The organism is Photobacterium kishitanii, assembly GCF_003026355.1.
Taxonomy (GTDB): domain Bacteria; phylum Pseudomonadota; class Gammaproteobacteria; order Enterobacterales; family Vibrionaceae; genus Photobacterium; species Photobacterium kishitanii.
In genome coordinates this window covers 38,419-59,875 of record NZ_PYON01000023.1, presented here as the reverse complement: position 1 = coordinate 59,875, position 21,457 = coordinate 38,419, and the positions used below count along the sequence as shown (strand labels likewise).

The following is a 21,457-nucleotide window of genomic DNA, read 5'->3' as shown; positions in this document are numbered from 1 at the left end:
CAAAATAATCTTCTCTATAAATAGATTGGGCTATTTTGTATTGGTCACTCAGTTTATTGATAAATCTTTCGACTTAACTATTCAGTGAGTGCCCACACAGATTGCATGGTCAAATTGTTAAAGAACATTAGCACAATACATCGTATTGGCTGAGGCTGCGTATATTACTCCGCGCCAGTTTAAAGTCAACAAGTTTTTTAAATAAACTTCAGAAAACCCTTTATTGACTGGCCTTGTGTAAGAGATAGTTCCTATTTCTCACAACTCGAATAGCATCCGAATCAAGACCGCGATTTTTATAACTTAATATAAGACTATAATAGTCATTATAGTTATAATTTTTTATAAACCGCTTATCGACAAGTTACACACAGGTTGTAAATAACTTACCAACCGTAGGTATTCCGTGTCGTTGGGCTGCATTATAGGGAGAACAAAAAGAATGACAATTGTTTATTTGGATTTTTAACACGAATGCTAGTAATTCCAACCAAAAGCCATAAAAGACTCAATATTCATACAACAAGACTCTTGATTAGTAGTCGTCATTTAAAAATAATGCTGACTATTTAATCAATCAATAGCTTTTGGTTAATTTAAAATGATTATGAGACCACAAAATAAGGGTTCAACAAAGATTCGCGATCATAACGAAGAGGGAAACCATCGAGATCATTCACTGTCGCCCCTGCACTCTCAGCAATACATTGACCAGCGGCGGTATCCCACATCATAGTTGGTCCAAAACGGGGATAATATTGCGCGCGTCCTTCAGCAATTAGACAAAACTTCAATGATGATCCAACTTCAACCAATTTATGCTCACCTAGTTGTTGAAGGTAAACATCGAATTCAACTGATGGGTGCGAACGACTGCCAACCACGGTTGGTATAGTAGAAGGCAGAAGACGAATAGTATCTTTGCCGGCTTTAGTAACAAGCCAAGCGGTTTTACCATTACCCAACCAAGCTTTATTTAGTGCGGGCGCATAGATAACAGCTAAAACAGGTTTTCCATTTTCAATAAGCGCAATGTTAACGGTGAACTCACCATTCTTATTGATAAATTCCTTGGTGCCATCAAGTGGATCCACCAGCCAAAAAGATTGCCAATGCTGACGCTGCTGCCAATCAGTATGTGGTGATTCTTCAGATAAGATCGGGATATCAGGTGTCAACTGTTGTAATTGGCTAATGATAATTTCATTTGCTGCAAGATCAGCAACGGTTACGGGACTATTATCTGCTTTATTATCAATAGTAAGATTACTGTGATAATGAGCCATTATCGATTTACCAGCATCTAATGCGATGTTGTATATAGCATCAATTAATACTGTCACTTGCGGTACTCCTGTTACCGGTTATCAAGTAATAATGCTTTGACTACGTAAAGCATCAATACATTGCTCAACCAACTCATTAATATTATGGCTATCAGCTGCAAGGTGAATTTCAGGTTGTAATGGTGCTTGGTACTCAGCATCAATACCGGTAAATTGCTTTATTTCACCAGCACGTGCTTTTTTATAGAGCCCTTTAGGGTCACGCTTTTCACATTCAGCCAAAGGCGTATCAACAAACACTTCAATAAATTCACCTTGGGGAAGTAAATCACGAACTAATTGTCTTTCTTCACGATAAGGGGAAATAAATGCACTTAGCACTATCAGTCCTGAATCTGCCATTAATGTAGCAACCTCACCGATACGACGAATATTTTCGCGTCGATCTTGAGCTGAAAAACCGAGATCCTTACATAATCCATGACGAACATTATCACCATCTAATAAATAAGTGTGATAACCCAATGACAATAATTTATGTTCTAAGGCTCCAGCAACAGTCGACTTACCCGCACCACTCAATCCAGTAAACCATAAGACACAAGGTTGCTGCTGCTTTTGCTGACTTCGCTGTTCCTTGGTCACACTATAACTATGCCAGACAATATTATTGTTATCATCATGAGACTTCGTTGTCGTATTCATAACATATTCCATTGTTAATTTAGCTAAAAGGAAAGACTAATGGGATCAAGATCAATACTACCGTGGAATACACAATCGAAAGTGGTAATCCCAGTTTAAGGTAATCGCTAATCTTATAATTGCCGATGCTGTAAACAAGTAAGTTAGTTTGATAACCATATGGGGAAATAAAACTCGCACTAGCACCAAATAATACCGCCATAATAAATGGCATAGGATCAACACCGTAGCCAAGCGCCAAACTATAACTAATTGGAAAAGCTAATGCCGCAGCTGCATTATTGGTGATCAATTCAGTCAGAATTAATGTTAGTAGATAAACTGCAATTAAGCCGCCATATACACCCCAACCATTAAAAGCGACAATGAGTGCTTGTCCCATATGGTGTGATAAACCACTGGTGATCATCAATTGTGCCAGTGTTAATGCTGAGCCAACAATCACTACAATATCAACCGGGAATCGACGACGAAGTTCATTGAAAGAAATAATCCCCAATCCCACCAGCACCACGAGGTAAATGGCTAATCCTTTAATCAATGGCAGCCACTCAGCTAAAGCCAATACAATCACACTTAAAAAGCCAACCAGTACCGTTGTACTGCGGTAGCTATCTAAACGGGCACTTGAATCAAGACCATTAACTAATACAAACTCACGTTCTAGCATGGTTTGTTTTTGATTAAACAATTTCCCCGGCACAATGACTAACGTATCGCCTGCTCGTAATTCAATATTACCTAAGCCCCCAGCTAATCGTTCATGGCCACGACGAATTGCAACGACAACGGCGTCAAAGTTTTCACGAAATTTAGTGCTTTTTAATGTACTACCACAAATGGCTGCAGAATGACTAACCACTACCTCCATCATTGATTGACCATTAAGGTGGTGCTGACCAAATAAATGTAGCCCTTCAATTTCTTGCAAGGTGGTGACACTTCCAATATCACCACAGAACAATAACCGATCACCTGCTTGTAATTGGGTATTAGGACAAACAGGTGCTATCGTCTTACCATCACGGATCAGCTCTGCTAAAAATAACCGGCGTAATGCTCTCAGCCCATTTTCTGCTACTGTCTTTCCGATAAGAGATGAATGCGTTTTCACTCGCGCTTCTAAAAAGTAGGGCAGCTGTTCTTCATTGTCATCATCGTTATTCGGTAGAAAATAACTCAGCGGGATTAAAATAATTAAACCGATAACTAATACCGCTAAGCCAATTAGGGTTGGCGCAAAAAATCCAAGACTTGGTAAGCCAACATCTTCAACAAAACTATTAATAATGAGGTTAGTCGATGTACCAATTAGGGTTAATGTGCCCCCTAAAATAGCGGCATAAGATAAAGGTAGTAATAATTTAGATGGAGCATGACGCTGATTACGTTTTATCGCCCCGATTAATGACACGACTACCGCGGTATTATTAGTAAATGATGATAATAACGCTGTCGATATTCCAAGCTTAGCCACTACTGAGCTATGGCCCCCTTGTGAAATCTGACGCCCGACCCAGCTAATCAAACGCGTTTTCTCTAGTGCAATTGAAACCAAAATCAATAGCACTAACGTTAATAATGATGAGTTGGTAAAATTTGCGCCAATTGCAGGTAATTCAATTAAGTTGGCTTGAAAACCAATAAACGCACTACCAGCAAATAAATACGCAGGTTTAATCTTTGTAGTAAGCAAGCAGAGAATAATCACTACTAGCATTGCCAGCACAGTAGCTTGTTCCCAGCTCATTTACATCACTCCAGCAATTGACCAATATCTTTGGCATCCCAGTGAGGGAAATGCTTACGAACCAGTGCATTGAATTCCAACTCAAACGCTGAATAACGACCACTTTGCTTAGCAACTAATGCTTCACGCACTAAACCAGCCCCCACAGTTACATTCGTTAAACGATCTATAATGATAAACCCGCCAGTATCTTTACAAGTTTGATAACTATCTACAGCTATCGCATCGTGGAGATTAACTTCACATAAACCAATCCCATTAAGCGGTAACGTCTCAGTGGCAAAGGTATCAAGACGATTAATATCAACTTGATGACGTATTGCACTCACACTGCCTAGCGTTTTTTTACCTGCAACTTTAATATCATACTGACGTCCAGCTGCTAATGCGGTCTCGCCCATCCACACAATATCGGCCAAAACATTATTACTTAAGGGTACTTCGTCTTCAGCAGCTATCAGTGTATCGCCGCGGCTAATATCAATTTCATCCGCTAAGGTAACGGTAATAGCTTGGCCTTTATGCGCTGATGCTAAATCACCATCAAAAGTGACAATTCGCTCTATTGTGGATGTTTTGCCTGAAGGCAATGCCGTCACTCGTTGTCCTACACGTAACTCACCAGATGCTAACGTGCCAGCAAAACCACGAAAATCAAGATTTGGACGATTAACGTATTGGATTGGAAAGCGTAGGGCTGATGAATTATCGCCGGTTGATAAATCAACGTGTTCTAATAAAGTTAATAACGGCTCGCCTTGATACCACGCCATCTTGGCACTTTGACTAACAACGTTATCGCCTTCTAATGCTGACAGTGGCAGCAATTGAATATTGATATTAGGGTTTAGTTTTTTTGAAAATTGGAGATATTGCTGACTAATATCGTCAAAACGTGCTTGATCAAAGTCAACCAAATCCATTTTATTAATCGCCACAATAAACTGACGAATACCAAGTAAACTGGCGATATAAGAATGACGACGGGTTTGGTCTAACACGCCTTTACGAGCATCAATCAAAATAACGGCCACATCACAGGTCGATGCACCCGTCGCCATATTACGGGTGTATTGCTCATGTCCTGGTGTATCAGCAATAATAAACTTACGCGCTTTAGTCGAAAAATAACGGTAAGCAACATCAATGGTGATCCCTTGCTCACGCTCTGCCTGCAACCCATCAACCAATAATGCGAGATCAGGTTTATCCCCCGTGGTACCGACTTTTTGACTATCGGTATGGATTGCCGCAAGTTGATCTTCATAAATCTGATGAGAATCATGTAACAAGCGACCAATTAAGGTACTTTTACCATCATCAACTGAGCCGCAGGTTAAAAATCGCAGCAGAGATTTATTATGGTGTTGATCGAGGTAAGCTTCGATACCAAGCTCTGCTACCTGTTGTTCTATGACACTGTTCATTATTCTCTCCTTAGAAATAACCCTGGCGTTTTTTCAATTCCATGGAGCCAGATTGATCATGATCGATAGCTCGTCCTTGGCGCTCACTTGAGGTTGCCACTAGCATTTCTTCAATGATTCCCGGTAAAGTATCAGCTGTTGACTCCACCGCTCCCGTTAATGGATAACAACCTAACGTTCTAAAACGGACACTTTTTTGTTGAATGGTTTCTCCTGGTTGCAACTCTAACCGCTCGTCATCAACCATAATTAGCATTCCGTCACGTTCAACAACCGGCCGTACTTGAGATAAGTACAACGGTACAATTTCAATTTGCTCTAAGAAGATATATTGCCAAATATCGAGTTCAGTCCAATTTGATAATGGGAATACTCGAATACTCTCGCCTTTATTTATCTGGCCGTTATAAGTTTTCCATAATTCAGGACGTTGATTCTTAGGATCCCAACTGTGATTTTTATCACGGAATGAATATACCCGTTCTTTAGCACGCGACTTTTCTTCATCACGACGGGCGCCACCAAATGCAGCATCAAAACCGTATTTATCCAATGCTTGTTTAAGCCCTTGGGTTTTCATGATATCAGTGTGCTTGGACGAGCCATGAGTAAACGGTCCCACCCCCATTGCCAACCCTTCTGGGTTTTTATGAACTAATAAATCAAAACCGTATTTCTTAGCAGTACGATCACGGAACTCAATCATTTCACGAAATTTCCAATTGGTATCAACGTGCAATAACGGAAACGGAATTTTTCCGGGATAGAAAGCCTTACGGGCTAAATGCAACATCACTGATGAATCTTTTCCAATGGAGTACATCATTACTGGGTTATCAAACTCAGCGGCTACTTCACGCAAAATATGAATACTTTCTGCTTCGAGCTGCTTGAGGTGGGTTAAACGTTTCGGGTCCATCACTCTCTCCATGCTATGCCAGCTTCACTACCGCTTCAGGTTGCGGTAATAACTGTTCCTTTGTTGTGAACCAAGCTAATTTATGTGACAACTTGACGACTTCACCGACAACAATTAATGATGGCGAAGCAGCATGCTGTGCTAAATCGGCAAGTTCATCTAATTGTCCGGTTAATACTTTTTGGGTGGCTTGTGTACCGCGTTCAATAATGGCAATTGGTGTTTCGGGGGCGCGACCATGCTGTAACAACTGCTGTTGAATATGACTTGATTTCATTAACCCCATATAAATCACTAGTGTTTGATTACCACGGGCTAATGTTGACCAATCGAGCTGCTTACCATCAGGTTTTAAGTGGCCAGTAATAAACATTGCTGTTTGAGCATAATCACGGTGAGTTAATGGAATGCCTGCATAAGCTGTTGCACCAGCGGCGGCGGTAATACCGGGAACAACTTGAAAATCGATCCCAGCATCCACCAGCACTTCTAATTCTTCGGCGCCGCGACCAAACACAAATGGATCACCGCCTTTAAGTCGTACCACTCGCTTACCTTGCTGTGCATATTCAACAATTAAACGGTTGGTTTGTTCTTGAGGAACGCTATGAAAACCCGCTTTTTTGCCAACACAGACTAATTCTGCATCACGACGCACTAACGCCATCACTTCATCAGAAACAAGATAGTCATATAACACCACATCCGCCTGCTGCATTAATTGCAAACCACGTAACGTTAATAACCCTGCATCACCGGGGCCAGCACCAATTAAAGCGACTTGACCAGAGGGAGCGGTGTGTTGTTGTAACTGTTGATGTAATGCTTGCTGCGCTTCACTGTCGCGACCCACCGCAATGAGATCAGCAAAACGACCATTAAATGCTTGTTCCCAAAAAGCACGACGGCTGGAAAAAGTGGCGATTTTTGTAGCAAGATAATGACGAAAATCACCAGCAATAGTTGCCATTTTACCTAAGTGCTGTGGCAGCATAGCTTCGAGCTTTTGACGGAGTAAACGCGCTAAAACAGGCGCTTTACCTGAGGATGAAATAGCAACAATGATTGGTGAGCGATCAACAATTGACGGCACAATAAAGCTGCAACGTTGAGTATCATCAACCACATTCACTAACACTTGGCGTTGATTCGCAGCTTGATATACCAATGCATTAAGTGCTTTATGCGGCGTGGCTGCAATCGCTAAAAAAATACCATCGAGATCGCTAGGTGCAAACTCTTCGCCAACATGACGAACTTGGTTCGCGGCAATAGCAGCGGTAAAATCGTCATTGAGCTTAGATGCAATCACACCAACATCAGCTCCTGCTTTTAATAACATCCTTGTTTTGCGCCATGCGCTACTACCGCCACCGACAACCAAACATGGTCGACGCTTTAAATCAGCAAATATTGGCAAATAATCCATTGTGCACTCTCCGTTGTTGCTCTGTTACCACTATAGAGAGCTAGCGATATTACTTGAAATTCTAAAGTTTCATTTTTTATACCAAAAAGTTTGGTTATTAATTCAACAGTCATGTTTTTGTCGTCAAATAGAATGATCAACCGTGAATAAATACAAACCAGACATAAACAGCTAACAACGAGGAGAATAGAGGATTTTCAAATAACACTTCGAACCTAAGTTATGCTTTTTCTTTCTTAATTTAATCAATAATATTTGCGTTTAGAGCTGTTATTGCTGTTATTTAACGGCTTAATAATGGTTATGCATATAAAAAATGAGAGTTAAAGCACAATTACGTGATTGGTTATAATAGTAACCGCACAAGGTTTGCTATTTTATGCACGCTTTCCTTGCCTATCCTTTGGAGATACACATGAAATTATCTGTTAAGCCTTTATCAATCGCGGTATTGGGCGGATTACTGCTACTTGCTGGTCCTGCAAATGCAGAAACAATTAAATTACGTATTCTTGAAACAACAGATATTCATACTAATGTGATGGATTACGATTATTACAAGGATAAGCCAACCGATAAAACGGGGTTAGTACGTACCGCTACGTTGGTTGAAAAGGCACGCGCTGAAGTCATTAACAGTGTGTTGGTTGATAATGGTGATTTGCTGCAAGGTAGCCCTATGGGTGACTACATGGCAGCAAAAGGCCTTAAAAAAGGCGAAGTACACCCTGTTTATAAAGTCATGAATCAATTGGGCTATGCCGTGGGCAATATTGGTAACCACGAATTTAACTATGGTCTTGATTTCCTTGATGCAAGTATTGAAGGTGCTAACTTCCCTTACATCAATGCTAATGTTTATGATCTAAAAACAGGCAAAAACTTATTTACGCCTTACCTTATCAAGGATTACACCTTTAAAGATAACGACGGCAATAACCAAAAACTGAAGATTGGTTACATTGGCTTCGTACCACCACAAATTATGGTGTGGGATAAAAATAATCTTGAAGGAAAAGTAGAAGCTAAAGATATTAAACAAACCGCTGAGAAATTCATTCCTCAAATGAAAGCGGAAGGCGCCGATATTATTATCGCGATTCCACACTCAGGTGTATCAGCTGACCCATATAAAGTTGGCGCAGAAAACTCGGTGTATTTCCTAAGTCAAGTTGAAGGTATCGATGCAATCGCATTTGGTCATTCGCACGCCGTATTCCCAAGTAAAGATTTTGTGAATCTACCAGGTACTGATATTGAAAAAGGCACCATCAATGGTATTCCAGCAGTGATGCCTGGGCGCTGGGGTGATCACGTCGGTATCATGGATTTAGTCTTAGACAAAGAAGGCAATAGTTGGAAAGTAACTTCGGCCCAAACTGAAGCTCGACCAATCTTTGATAAGGCTAACCAAAAATCATTAGTAAACGCTGATCCTAAATTAGTGGCAGCGGTAAAAATTGATCATAACGCTACCCGTGATTTTGTGAACCAGCCCATTGGTAAAGCCAGTGATGTGATGTACAGCTATTTAGCCTTGGTTCAAGATGATCCAACAGTACAAATTGTTAACTTGGCACAAAAGGATTACGTAGAACGCTTTATTCAAGGGGATCCAGATCTTGATGGCCTACCAGTATTATCAGCAGCGGCGCCATTTAAAGCTGGCGGTCGTGGTAATGATGCGGGTAACTACACTGAAGTAGAAGCTGGACAGCTGACTTTCCGTAACGCTGCTGACTTATACTTATATCCTAATACTCTCGTGGCAATGAAAGTTACTGGAAAAGAAGTACAAGAGTGGCTTGAATGTTCAGCGGCGCAATTTAACCAAATTGATGTGAACAGTGATAAGCCGCAAGGGCTGATTAACTGGGATGGTTTCCGTACTTATAACTTCGATGTTATTGATGGTGTAAAATACAATATTGATATTTCACAACCAGCCAAATACGACGGTGAATGTAAGCTGATTAACCCAACCGCTAACCGTATTAAAGATTTAAGCTTTAATGGTAAGCCAATTGATCTTAAGCAAACGTTCTTAATCGCAACCAATAACTACCGTGCATACAGTGGCAAATTTGCGGGGACAGGTGAAGCTTTTGTTGCCTTTGCATCACCGGATGAAAACCGTACCGTGTTATCAGATTACATCAGTCGTGTTAGTAAACAAAAAGGTCAAGTCGTACCAAGTGCTGATAATAACTGGCACTTCACACCACTTAAGAGTGACAAACAACTACAGATCACGTTTGAAACCGCTAACAGTGATAAAGCAGCACAGTTTATTAAAGATAAAGGCCAATACCCAATGCAACAAGTAAGTACAACTCCTGGCGGGTTTGCTATTTACCAATTGGATCTTCAAGCCAACAAATAATAATACTCCAGCGTAATATCAATATACCGCAACCTTGGTTGCGGTATTTTTTTTGATACACTGCAGCTACCATCTTTTTATAAGTTAAATCACCTATGTCACCTAATAACCATGTTGAATTAACGGCTTTCTTGACCCAACTCGGGGCAGACTCTGCAACCATTAACGATGTCATTGCCGTTGCAGAACCACTGGATCTTCCAACTCGCCATATTTTATTACACCAAGGGCAAACCCAAACGCATTGCTACTTTTTATTAGACGGCCTCTGTCATGCTTGTTATCTCACAGAGCAAGGTAAACAGTTCAGTAAAGAATTCTACTGGGATCAAGATGTGATTATTGGCTTTGAAAGTTTAATTAATAACGAGCCTTCAGCATTTTTATTAGAAACATTATCCGCCAGCCAATTAATCATGTTACCAATCACGCTATTTCAACAATGGCGTCAGCAGCAACATCCATTGTATCAAACATTATTAGAACGCCAATTACTGCATAAAGAACACAAAGAACGCTTTATGTTAATGCATACTCCAGAACAACGACTGCAACTGTTTAGTGATCATTTTCCAGAGCTAGTCGGCCGTATTACCGATTATCAATTAGCGTCTTACTTAGGTATTACTTCAATTAGCCTCAGCCGTATAAAAAAACGCCTCACAAGTGGCGATATTATTGATAAAAATTAACCATTGTTAACCTCGCTAGGCACAAATATCGATACACTGCTGGCAGCAGATCTAATAAGGAATTTAACCATGACGACTTGGCAATGTTTAACCTTTGAGCAACTCACTACCCATCAGCTTTATGATCTCTTAAAGCTACGTTCTGATGTATTTGGGGTTGAACAAAATTGTGTTTATCCTGATCTTGATGATCATGATCGCGCAGAGAATGTTTTTCACTTACTCGGTTACGTTAACAATGAATTAGTCGCATACCTACGTTTATTAGCCCCAGGAGTGACTTATGATAATGTCAGTATTGGCCGAGTTGTGGTTACCCCAAGCCAACGTAAATCGGGTTTAGGCCATCAATTACTGCGTCAAGGATTAGCCCAAGCTGAAGAAATTTGGCCACAGCAACTGATTGAAATCGGTGCTCAACAGTATTTGATTGAATTCTATCGTTCACATGGTTTTACTCAAACCTCTGAGATGTATCTTGAAGACGGTATTCCTCACGTCGACATGCAACGATTACAAGAGCCCATGTAATGCGCTGGTCTGCCGTTTCAATAGGTATTGCTATTTTAATTTGCGGTAATTTATCGTCATCGTTATCTGATGTAGCAGTAAAACTATTAAACGGTAGCGTATCGGCATTTCAATATATGTTTATTCGCCAATTATTAAGTGTGCTCCTTATTACACCGCTATGGTTGCGATTACCCACTGCCCAGCGTGATATTGGTCATTGGAAAATCAATGCTATTCGTGCCCATCTGGTGTTAGCGGGGAGTGGCATGTTACTGATCGCTCTAACCTATTTACCACTAGCGACCGCAAATGCACTGTTTTATGCCGCGCCATTATTAATGCTACCACTCTCAATGGTTATTTTAGGCGAACGCCCAAATAAACAGAAAGTGTTGGCGACAGCGATTGGGTTTATCGGCATTGTGATCGTGTTACGGCCCGATCAATTTCATTGGGCTGCATTTGCAGCTTTAGGCACAGCGTCGACATTAGCGCTCTATAATGTTTTAGTTCGTAAACTTCCCCCGCAGCAACCAGTTATCAGTACATTATTTTGGACGGGGATTTTATCATTACCAGTATCAAGCCTATTCGCTTATCAATTTTGGCAACCATTAGTGCCTCAACAATGGTTATTGATCGCAGCCAGTGCATTATTTACTTTAGGTTATCAGGGGTGTTGTGTTGCAGCTTATCGGCAAAGTGAGACCTATAAAATTGGTCTTGCAGAATATTCAGGACTGATCTTCGTCGCTATCTTTGGTTACCTCTGGTTTAACGAAACACCCGATCTCCTCACTGGGTTAGGGATCCTGCTGATTATTATACCAATGGCTCCCTGGCCAAAGAGTCGTCGCACCAAAGATAGATTGATTCATGATTAAAAACTAACAAGCCGCCGAGATTCATCTTATTACGACTAAGAATAAATCACTGGCGGCTCGTTTATTTAGCATGCAATCACAATCAGCTTATTGACGGTAAAAACGTCCATTTGCATTTCTTGCATAAGAAACAGAAATACCATTACCTTGAATTTGTAAGCCATCAATTTTACCTTGGCTATTCTGACGATAACGCAACGTTTGTCCGGCTTGAATACGACTAATTGGCCTACCTGCCCCTTCAATATTCGCCATTGCATAAAGATCACCTAACGGTAAATCCTTATCACGGAAAATATTGGCTAAGGTTTCTCCTGCCGGTACTTTCAAACTGTACCACTTGCCTGCAATACCTGCCGGTTGTGTCGCTACCACGGATGCAGGTTGCACTTGAGGCTGAGCAGCTTGTGATACCACTACCGGTTTATGAGTCGTAGTATCAATGGTATAGACCTTACCACCATTAATCGGGTAGATTTTTGATGTCATTGGTTTTCGCTCAGGTGCCGGACCACGATCTTCCATACCACCAGCAGCTTTCATTCCTGCGTCTTCTTTAATATCAGCGCTATCTAATACCACATCGGTACGTTTAACCACACCTTGCTTACTACTACCATCAGGATTATTTTCTGCCTGAATATTAGGACCAGAGGTTAATTGGCTAGCAACATCACTATTATCTAAGTTAAGTGAGATATTACGTCGCATCGGCACGCTATCCGCTCCTCCTTCTAATTCCTTCGCTGATGGCAACATTAACACTCCAATAAATATCGGAATTAAAATGATTAATGCCCAGCGATGAAAGCGTGGAAAACGCTGCCATACCTGACCAACGCCAGATATACGCTCACAGCACTTTGCCTTCATCGCGCCAATGTTTAATTTTACTGGCGGTTGACGGCGGCCGTTTTTTTTATTTGAACGGCGATTTACCTTTCCCATATACAGCACTCCAAAGCTTCATATGTCACGCAATTAGCGAATATTAGTTACAAACATTTACCCGATGGGGGCGAAACTGTTATCCTGCTTACTTTAATTCATTCTACATTAAGAGATGACAATAATGTCTGACGTTAAACTAGATACAGTTGAGACTAAAGCAAGCTACGGTATTGGTCTACAAATGGGCCAACAACTAGCACAAAGTGGTCTTGAAGGCCTAAACGTAGCAGCAATTGCTAAAGGTATTGCAGCTTCTCTTGCTGGCGAGATGCCAGAAATCGAAGTTGACGAAATCAACAATGCACTGCGTGAACTTCACACAGCAGCAGACGCTGCACGTCAAGAGCAAGCTAAACTAGCTGCTGCTGATGGCGAAGCATTCTTAGCTGAAAATGCAAAGCGTGCAGAAGTTACAGTAACTGATTCTGGTCTTCAATACGAAGTTCTAGTTGAAGGTAACGGTGAAATCCCTACTTCTGACAAGCAAGTACGTGTTCATTACCACGGTATGCTAACAGATGGCACTGTTTTTGACAGCTCTGTATCTCGTGGTCAACCTGCAGAATTCCCTGTAACTGGCGTTATCGCTGGTTGGGTTGAAGCTCTTCAGATGATGCCTGTAGGTTCTAAGTGGAAACTATCTATTCCACAAGACCTTGCTTACGGTGAGCGCGGCGCAGGTGCTGCAATCCCTCCGTACGCAGCACTAGTATTTGAAGTAGAACTATTAGATATTCTATAAGATATCAAGTTTGAACCAATAGATAAACGGCGCTAATAGCGCCGTTTTTTATAGTTGCAAAATTACCCAACCAATAAAAAAGCATTGCAACCAGACAAATCTTCACTAGGATTGACATACCCGAGTCAATTTCTGATTTTAAAGACTTCGGTATTTATCTTTACTAAGGAGTCTCCTAATGAAAAAACGTCGTATCGTCACGACTCTCGCAGCGGTTGCATTGTTATCATCAAGCACCATGAGCTACGCTTTTAGCCTGTCTGATATTTTTGGTGGCGAAAGTGCCGATCAAGTAGTAAGTCAAGTGGCACAAAACCCACTGACAAAAACACTTATTTCTGAGCTTGGTGTTAAGCCAGAACAAGCTGCCGGTGGTGCGGGTGCACTATTAGGTTTAGCGGCCAGCCAACTTTCAGGCCCACAAGGCAATGAACTTGCAAAACTGATCCCTGGTGCTGAAAAGCTAACAGACTCACTACCATTGGGTTTAGGTCAATTACTCAGTAACCAAGCTAATATTGATAAAGTATTCTCAGTATTAGGTATGGATCCAAGTATGATTAATAAATTCATTCCAGTTATCACCCAATTCTTAGGCCAACAAGGTGCTAGTAACGCCCTTTTAGGCGCATTAGATAAAGTGTGGGCACCTGCTGCAAAATAATATCAGCCTCAAAACTAACAAGGCAGCGTCTACACGCTGCCTTGTTTTTTATTGAAGATCCAAACTTATAATTAGCTTAAATTCCAGAACCATGTGATTCAGTATCATTATCTTCATGTAAGCCACACTCACGTTTAAGACCAAAAAAACGCGTTTCTTGTTCGGTCATCCCAGGTTGCCATTTAACGGTGGTATGAATATCACCAACTGACAAATAATCTTGTTGTTTTAATGGGTGATAAGGTAAGCCATGCAGCTGCAAATAAGCATCAATATCTTCATTGGTCCAATCAATCACGGGTAAAAACTTAAACCGTCCATTTTGAATAGCTAATACTGGTAATGTTGCTCGCGAATCAGCCTGCTCGCGGCGCAATCCTGAAAACCAAGTGCCAACATTAAGCTCATTCAATGCTCGTTGCATCGGTTCAACTTTATTTAACTGATTATATTGCTTAATGCCTTCAACCCCTTGCAACCATAATTGGCCATAACGAGCTTCTTGCCACGCAGCACTATGTTGAGCACGATAAATATGTAGATTTAAATTAAGTTGCTCAGTTAAGCGATCAATAAACTGATAAGTCTCGGTAAATAAATACCCCGTATCAGTGAGCACGACGGCAATATCAGCCTTCGCTGCAGTCACTAAATGCAACATTACTGCGGATTGAATGCCAAAACTTGATGCTAACGCAAACTCCCCTTCAAGGTTATCCAGTGCCCACTGCACTCGTTGTTGTGCAGTCATGGTTTCCAGCATGGCATTAATTTCAGCCAGCTGAATAATTTGACTCACTTTTGGCAGTTCAAGTAACTCAGCCAGTTGAAATTTAGGCATAGAAATCCCTCATCGATATTTTTACTTCATCAATGATGCCACTACGAATAGTGAAATCACCAAAGTCTTCATTACGTTGACGCTCTGTAGCCCAACGTCCAACTAAACTATCAATTTCAGCCATAATCTGGGCAACGGTAATATTCTCACGATACATTTTCGGTACTCGAGTACCATTACGATTACCGCCTAAATGCAAGTTATATCGCCCAGGAGCTTTACCAACTAAACCTATTTCTGCCAGCATTGCCCGTCCACAGCCATTAGGACACCCTGTTACCCGCAGAATAATATTCTCATCCTGAGCTAACCCATGCTTAGCCAACACCGCTTCAACATCAGTAACGAATTCAGGTAAGAAACGCTCTGCCTCTGCCATTGCTAATGGACAAGTTGGTAAAGAAACACATGCCATTGAATTTTTACGTTGTTCACTAACACTATCATCCATCAAACCATGATCACGCGCGATCTTCTCGATCTTGGCTTTGTCTTTTGCTAACACCCCAGCAACAATCAAGTTTTGGTTGGCGGTCATTCTAAAATCACCACCATGAACCTTCGCAATTTCTGCCACCCCTGTTTTTAGCGGTTTATTGGGATAATCAAGCAAACGGCCATTTTCAATGAACAACGCCAAATGATGTTTACCATCAATGCCTTCTACCCAACCAATACGATCACCACGATCGGTAAACTCATACGGACGGCTATCTGCAAATTTAATACCTGCGCGTTGCTCAACTTCCGCTTTAAATACCTCAACCCCAACCCGATCAAGGGTATATTTAGTCTTAGCATTTTTACGATTTGAACGGTTACCCCAATCACGTTGCGTTGTTACCACCGCCGCTGCAACATCGAGGGTTTTATCTAATGCTACAAACCCAAAATCATCAGCTCGACGAGGATAAGTAGTATGATCACCATGCGTCATCGCAAGGCCCCCACCAACCAAAACATTAAACCCAACCAATTTGCCATTATCAGCTATCGCAATAAAATTGAGATCATTCGCATGGACATCAACATCATTTTGCGGCGGAATAACCACTGTGGTTTTAAACTTACGCGGTAAATAGTTACTGCCTAAAATTGGCTCTTCATCGGTTGTTTCTAACTTTTCGCCATCAAGCCAAATTTCAGCATAAGCGCGGGTTTTAGGTAACAGATGCTCACTAATTTTTTTTGCCCACTCATAAGCTTGCTGATGTAATTCTGATTCAACTGGATTAGTCGTACACAACACATTACGGTTAACATCACCCGCGGTAGCAATTGAATCGATACCAATCTTATTGAGTGTTTGGTGCATTAATTTAATGTCAGGTTTTAGTACCCCATGAAATTGGAACGTTTGCCGTGTAGTTAAACGAATACTGCCATATGAAGTATGCTCATCAGCAAATTTATCAATCGCCAACCATTGTTTGGGCGTGATCACACCACCTGGCATACGTGCACGTAGCATCACATTTTGTAGGGGTTCTAATTTTTGTTTAGCGCGTTCAGCACGAATATCACGATCATCTTGTTGATACATGCCATGAAAACGAATTAACTGAAAGTTATCAGCCGTAAAACCACCAGTGATCCTATCACTGAGATCTTGTTCTATGGTGCCGCGAAGAAAATTACTTTGGCGCTTTAAACGTTCGTTATCTGATAATTTTTTCTCGGTCATTAGTACACATCCCTTTGATAGCGCTTAGTTTTACGCAGTTCATTGAGATACTGCTCGGCTTGTTGTGGTGTTTGATTTCCTTGCTGCTCAACGACAGTTAATAGTGCTTGATGAACATCCTTTGCCATGTGGGTTGCATCCCCACAAACATAAACATGCGCACCTTGTTGTAGCCACTGCCATACTTGCGAAGCTTGTTCTAAAATACGCTGTTGAACATAGACTTTTTGAGCTTGATCACGACTAAAGGCCACATCCATTTGCGTCACAACCCCTGCCTTTAAATACTTTTGCCACTCAACTTGATAAAGAAAATCTTCAGTAAAAGTTCTATCACCAAAGAATAACCAGTTTTTACCTGCTGCTTCGCGATTATCTCGCTCTTGGATAAAAGCTCGAAAAGGTGCGATACCTGTCCCAGGACCAATCATTATTACTGGCGTATTATCATCGGCAGGCAATTTAAAGTTATTGTTGGCTTCAACAAACACTTTCACTGCACCACCTTGTTCTAAGCGCTGGGCTAAAAAGCTTGAAGCGCCACCTTGACGTTGAATATCACCATGCTGGTATTCGACCACACCCACAGTAAGATGTACTTCGTCACCCACCTCTTGTTGACTTGAAGCAATAGAATAAAGTCGCGGTGTAGAACGACGCAATAGGCCAACGAATTGGCAAGCAGTTAGCGTGGCTTTCTTTTCTGCTAACACATCAATAATTTGAGTCTTAGCCGCATAACTGCGTAATTTAGCTTTATCCGCCACCAGCTTTAACAATTTCTTACTCTGAGAAATCTCTGCATATTGAATTACAAATTGCGGATTAGCAGCGGTAATTTCATATTTACTGATCAAGGCATCACGCAAGGTTAATGTTTCAGTATCAACGTCAACCTCACTCTCAGCAGCCAGTCCGAGCTTAGCAATAATGGCATCAACTAACGTTGGATCATTGTCATACCACACTCCTAGAGCATCACCGGGTTGATAACTTAACCCTGAGTCCTCTAAGTCGATTTCAATATGGCGGACATCTTTATCGGAACCGCGACCAGTGATTTTTTGACTAACAGATAAGCTAGCACTAAAGGGATGCTGTTTATTATAAACAGCAGTCGCTGGCTGATGTTGCCCCACGGGTAGCTGCACTACTTCAGCTTCACCAATTGATAATGTTTGTTGGGTTTTTTCTAATACTTGTAACTGCCACTCTGCCGCAGCAGCATCATAATCAACATCACAATCTAACCGTTCCAGCATTGGTTGAGCACCCAGTTTAGCCAGATAGTGATCAAAATCTTTGGCCGTTTGGCAGAAAAACTCATAACTTGAATCACCTAAACCAATAACGGCATAATGCAGCTCTGGTAATTTAGGCGCTTTCTTTGATTGTAAAAATTCATGTAATTCAATTGCATCATCGGGGGCTTCACCTTCTCCATGTGTTGAAGCAACAATGACAACATGGGTTTCTTTAGTGAGGTTTTTACCTTTAAAATCCCCCGCAGAAACCAGCTTAACGGCAATATCTTGAGCTTGAGCTTGAGCTTGCTGTTGTAACGCTTCAGCAACCCCTTTAGCATTGCCAGTTTGCGAAGCATAAATAATGGTTAATTTACCCGCAGGTTTTGCAGCAGCGAGAACATTTGACGCAGGAGCTGATGCCGTTGTTGGCGATTGAGATTGGCTCAACCCCCAAAAATAGCCACTGATCCAAGCCAGTTGTTGTGGTGATGATTCTGCCGCAGCTAACTTGAGTTGATCTATTTGTTGATCATTAAGTGGGCTAGCTAAAGCTGATAGTTGATTAATTGACATAGCACGACGATCCCTATTCATTGCGTTATGTTAGATTAGCCATTTACGGTAATAACAATAAAGAATAGATAAGAATGTTTTATAACCATTTGTAAGGTTAATCGCATAAAAAAACCAAACAGCTGGAACGCTCTTTGGTTTTTGAATAAGGGGAAATAAGGAGGATTTAATATTCGTCAGCAATCCTAACCTGTTGAAAACCAACCTCAAATGCTTGCTGAGTTGCGCTATCAACATCACCGTAGCACTGCTCACTACCGCAGATGTCAGTTAAAGGCACTAAGCCACCGCGCCGATGACGAAATTCAACAATATAACCACTATTAATCGATGGCTCGACCAATGCTTCAACAAGATCTTGGTGAGCGTATAGGTGTTTCAATTCAGTCAATGTCATCATTTACTCCCCCCTAATACTGATATTATGCATCATTAACATAATCAGTTTGCTTACCTTTAAAAGTGGTACATAAACTGAATTAACGCCAATAAAAAAACCACGAAATAATCGTGGTTTTATAACTGGATCACAGAATATGGGTTAGCTGTTAATTAAAAATCAACTTCCACACCGGCAAACCAACCATCAAGTTTCACATCACCTGATGTTGATTTTTTGAAATCGTAATCCATCATACGGTAACCCGCACGTAGATTAAGATCCGCTGCAACTAAGCCTAAGGTGTATTTCACACCAGCTTGGCCATCAAACAAACGTGTACCGTCATACTTACCCGCATTCGCTTGAGCAAATACTGCTAGTGGAGTTGCTGGAATACCCAGTTCAGCACTACCATAAATCGTTGGTTGCCAATCATTAAAGTTGTCACCATGACGAATACTAACAGCGCCAAATTTAGTCATAGTTACACCTAAATCAAGTGCCACTAAATCGTTATCAAGAATTTCATAGTAAGCTGTGAAATCACTTTGCCCAAACTCAACATCACCCGTATCAACATTGCTATAACGTACCATTACGTTTGGTACGAGAGGAATAAAATGTTCAAATGATGCGTAGTAAGATTGAGAAACATCATCACTTTTGTGACTATCTACTTTTGCGTTTGTAAACCATGCATCCGCACCCACTTTAACACCTAATAAGGTATCAGCTTGGGCTGGAAGCGCTGCCGCTAGCGTCATTGCTGCTGCAACTGAAAGCACCACTTTTTTCATGCCGAGTCTCCGCTCTTTATCATTTTATGTAATTGATCGCACAAAATTATATCAGATGCTGTATAAAAACACTGCAGTTAATAGCGGCGATGGCGTGACATTCGCTCTTGATGCTGCTTATCAGCATTACGCTCACGAAAGAACCAAATACCTAATGCAATAACGATGATCCATGGTAATAATTTAAAGACTAACCCCAACATTCCAACAACCGCCATTACTGCAAACCCCGCTGCAACTGCGATCAATAATCCAATCAGACTGACGCCGGTAAATACCAACACCAATGTAAAAGCGACTAAAAACAGAAACTCAAACATAGATATTCCTTTTATTTAACTGCGTCATCCATATGACGCCACAGCATTAGATTTATTATTACCCACAATACTGCACAATTCACGCCAACTCTAAGTTAATTATTTTACTCTATTTTTCATGGACATAAAAAAACGCCAACACATTAAGCATTGGCGTTTACCATTTATTCGTTAATTTAACCTAACACTCAGTCAAATTCACCACATCAATAGATTAAATTATAATACTGTTACACATCCAATTCAGCTGGAATTTTGGCTAACGCTTGTTGCACCACTTCAATACCAGCACCTGGCTTATGTGCATTCTCACTAATATAGCGACGCCATTGACGTGCACCAGGCATACTTTGGAATAAACCTAACATATGACGAGTAATATGACCTAAGTATGATCCATTGGCTAATTGACGCTCAATATAAGGATACATAGCTTCAACCACTTCACGACGTTTCATGACTGGACGATCACTACCAAATAAACGCTGATCGACTTCAGCCATTAAATACGGACTTTGGTATGCCTCACGTCCCACCATTACGCCATCTAAATGTTGCAGGTGTTGTTCCATTTCTTCAAAGGTTTTAATGCCACCATTGATTGCCATCGTTAATTGAGGGAAATCTTGCTTTAATTGATATACGCGCGGGTAATCTAACGGCGGGATTTCACGGTTTTCTTTCGGGCTCAAGCCTTTTAACCATGCTTTACGCGCGTGAATTATAAAATTATCACAGCCGCCTTTCTCTGAAACTGTCGCAATAAAGTGGCTTAAAAACTCATAAGAATCTTGTTCATCAATACCAATACGCGTTTTAACGGTAACGGGGATATCTGCCACTTCTCGCATTGCTGCCACACATTGCGCTACTAGCTCGGCTTCACCCATCAGGCACGCACCAAACATACCGTTTTGTACTCGATCTGATGGACAACCAACATTTAAGTTAATCTCATCGTAACCACGTTCAGCGGCCAACTTAGCACAACGAGCAAGATCAGCCGGATTTGAACCACCGAGTTGTAGTGCCAATGGATGTTCTTCTTCGTTATAAGCAAGAAAATCACCTTTGCCATGAATAATCGCGCCTGTTGTCACCATTTCAGTGTACAACAACGCGTTTTTACTCATTAAACGATGGAAGTAACGACAATGACGATCAGTCCAATCCAGCATCGGTGCGACAGAAAAACGAGTTGATGGATACATATTACAACATTCCTTACATATTAAGTGGTTACGGCAAATACCACTTAAGGGTATTGC

20 protein-coding genes are annotated in these 21,457 nt (G+C 41.1%); 6 read left to right on the top strand and 14 right to left on the bottom strand.

The annotated features are described in order from the left end of the window. Nucleotides 1-605: 605 nt before the first annotated feature. The 6 genes from cysQ to cysG are packed head-to-tail and all read right to left on the bottom strand — an operon-like array spanning nucleotide 606 to nucleotide 7,516. The gene (cysQ, locus tag C0W29_RS19035) at nucleotides 606-1,343 is read right to left on the bottom strand and encodes a 3'(2'),5'-bisphosphate nucleotidase CysQ (RefSeq protein WP_045045641.1); all 738 of its coding nucleotides are present in this window, start codon (nucleotides 1,341-1,343) and stop codon (nucleotides 606-608) included. A gap of 24 nt (nucleotides 1,344-1,367) precedes the next feature. Further along, the gene (cysC, locus tag C0W29_RS19030) at nucleotides 1,368-1,991 is read right to left on the bottom strand and encodes an adenylyl-sulfate kinase (RefSeq protein WP_036788758.1); all 624 of its coding nucleotides are present in this window, start codon (nucleotides 1,989-1,991) and stop codon (nucleotides 1,368-1,370) included. A gap of 19 nt (nucleotides 1,992-2,010) precedes the next feature. Beyond that, on the bottom strand, nucleotides 2,011-3,741 hold the full coding sequence (locus C0W29_RS19025; RefSeq protein ID WP_045045642.1) for an SLC13 family permease: 1,731 nt from the start codon (nucleotides 3,739-3,741) through the stop codon (nucleotides 2,011-2,013). 5 nt (nucleotides 3,742-3,746) lie between these two features. Continuing rightward, complete coding sequence (cysN, locus tag C0W29_RS19020; protein ID WP_045045643.1) at nucleotides 3,747-5,168, bottom strand: sulfate adenylyltransferase subunit CysN; 1,422 nt, start codon at nucleotides 5,166-5,168, stop codon at nucleotides 3,747-3,749. Between the two features lie 10 nt (nucleotides 5,169-5,178). After that, entirely contained in the window at nucleotides 5,179-6,087 is a 909-nt protein-coding gene (cysD, locus tag C0W29_RS19015) for a sulfate adenylyltransferase subunit CysD (protein ID WP_036788764.1), read from the bottom strand. 13 nt (nucleotides 6,088-6,100) lie between these two features. Then, nucleotides 6,101-7,516 carry a siroheme synthase CysG gene (gene cysG, locus C0W29_RS19010; RefSeq protein ID WP_045043744.1) on the bottom strand — a complete coding sequence of 472 codons (1,416 nt, stop codon included), beginning with the start codon at nucleotides 7,514-7,516 and terminating at the stop codon, nucleotides 6,101-6,103. A 415-nt stretch (nucleotides 7,517-7,931) separates the two neighbouring features. On the opposite strand from cysG, the gene C0W29_RS19005 reads away from it, so the two are divergent. From C0W29_RS19005 to C0W29_RS18990, 4 genes are all read left to right on the top strand, one after another. Continuing rightward, nucleotides 7,932-9,899, top strand: a complete 1,968-nt coding sequence (locus C0W29_RS19005) for a bifunctional 2',3'-cyclic-nucleotide 2'-phosphodiesterase/3'-nucleotidase (protein WP_045045644.1) — start codon at nucleotides 7,932-7,934, stop codon at nucleotides 9,897-9,899. 95 nt (nucleotides 9,900-9,994) lie between these two features. Beyond that, a complete protein-coding gene (locus C0W29_RS19000) occupies nucleotides 9,995-10,591 on the top strand; it encodes a Crp/Fnr family transcriptional regulator (RefSeq protein WP_107174233.1) in 597 nt (198 codons plus the stop codon). Nucleotides 10,592-10,660: 69 nt separating this feature from the next. After that, on the top strand, nucleotides 10,661-11,122 hold the full coding sequence (locus C0W29_RS18995; protein ID WP_036788770.1) for a GNAT family N-acetyltransferase: 462 nt from the start codon (nucleotides 10,661-10,663) through the stop codon (nucleotides 11,120-11,122). Then, entirely contained in the window at nucleotides 11,122-11,988 is an 867-nt protein-coding gene (locus C0W29_RS18990) for a DMT family transporter (protein WP_045045645.1), read from the top strand. The genes C0W29_RS18995 and C0W29_RS18990 overlap by 1 nt, the downstream gene beginning before the upstream one ends. Before the next feature lie 87 nt (nucleotides 11,989-12,075). Here C0W29_RS18990 and C0W29_RS18985 read toward each other — a convergent pair whose 3' ends face one another. After that, nucleotides 12,076-12,936 (bottom strand): LysM-like peptidoglycan-binding domain-containing protein, encoded by an 861-nt coding sequence (locus C0W29_RS18985; protein ID WP_107174234.1) that lies wholly within the window; start codon nucleotides 12,934-12,936, stop codon nucleotides 12,076-12,078. 124 nt (nucleotides 12,937-13,060) lie between these two features. Between C0W29_RS18985 and C0W29_RS18980 the strand changes: the two genes are divergently transcribed. Beyond that, nucleotides 13,061-13,681 (top strand): FKBP-type peptidyl-prolyl cis-trans isomerase, encoded by a 621-nt coding sequence (locus C0W29_RS18980; RefSeq protein ID WP_036788774.1) that lies wholly within the window; start codon nucleotides 13,061-13,063, stop codon nucleotides 13,679-13,681. Between the two features lie 178 nt (nucleotides 13,682-13,859). Then, on the top strand, nucleotides 13,860-14,345 hold the full coding sequence (locus C0W29_RS18975; protein ID WP_036788776.1) for a DUF2780 domain-containing protein: 486 nt from the start codon (nucleotides 13,860-13,862) through the stop codon (nucleotides 14,343-14,345). Nucleotides 14,346-14,421: 76 nt separating this feature from the next. On the opposite strand, the gene C0W29_RS18970 is transcribed toward C0W29_RS18975, so the two are convergent. The 7 genes from C0W29_RS18970 to dusA form a co-directional block, all read right to left on the bottom strand. After that, a complete protein-coding gene (locus C0W29_RS18970) occupies nucleotides 14,422-15,186 on the bottom strand; it encodes a phosphoadenylyl-sulfate reductase (protein WP_045045646.1) in 765 nt (254 codons plus the stop codon). Beyond that, nucleotides 15,179-16,870 (bottom strand): assimilatory sulfite reductase (NADPH) hemoprotein subunit, encoded by a 1,692-nt coding sequence (gene cysI / locus C0W29_RS18965; RefSeq protein ID WP_107174235.1) that lies wholly within the window; start codon nucleotides 16,868-16,870, stop codon nucleotides 15,179-15,181. The genes C0W29_RS18970 and cysI overlap by 8 nt, the downstream gene beginning before the upstream one ends. Further along, a complete protein-coding gene (locus tag C0W29_RS18960) occupies nucleotides 16,870-18,690 on the bottom strand; it encodes an assimilatory sulfite reductase (NADPH) flavoprotein subunit (protein WP_045045647.1) in 1,821 nt (606 codons plus the stop codon). The genes cysI and C0W29_RS18960 overlap by 1 nt, the downstream gene beginning before the upstream one ends. Before the next feature lie 166 nt (nucleotides 18,691-18,856). Next, nucleotides 18,857-19,087, bottom strand: coding sequence for an RNA-binding protein (locus tag C0W29_RS18955; RefSeq protein ID WP_036788784.1), 231 nt, complete (start codon nucleotides 19,085-19,087; stop codon nucleotides 18,857-18,859). 155 nt (nucleotides 19,088-19,242) lie between these two features. Beyond that, nucleotides 19,243-19,869: a TIGR04219 family outer membrane beta-barrel protein gene (locus tag C0W29_RS18950; RefSeq protein ID WP_036788786.1), complete on the bottom strand. Its 627-nt coding sequence runs from the start codon at nucleotides 19,867-19,869 to the stop codon at nucleotides 19,243-19,245. A gap of 77 nt (nucleotides 19,870-19,946) precedes the next feature. Continuing rightward, the gene (gene pspG / locus C0W29_RS18945) at nucleotides 19,947-20,189 is read right to left on the bottom strand and encodes an envelope stress response protein PspG (RefSeq protein WP_036788787.1); all 243 of its coding nucleotides are present in this window, start codon (nucleotides 20,187-20,189) and stop codon (nucleotides 19,947-19,949) included. 230 nt (nucleotides 20,190-20,419) lie between these two features. Continuing rightward, complete coding sequence (gene dusA, locus C0W29_RS18940; protein ID WP_045045648.1) at nucleotides 20,420-21,400, bottom strand: tRNA dihydrouridine(20/20a) synthase DusA; 981 nt, start codon at nucleotides 21,398-21,400, stop codon at nucleotides 20,420-20,422. Nucleotides 21,401-21,457: the final 57 nt, after the last annotated feature.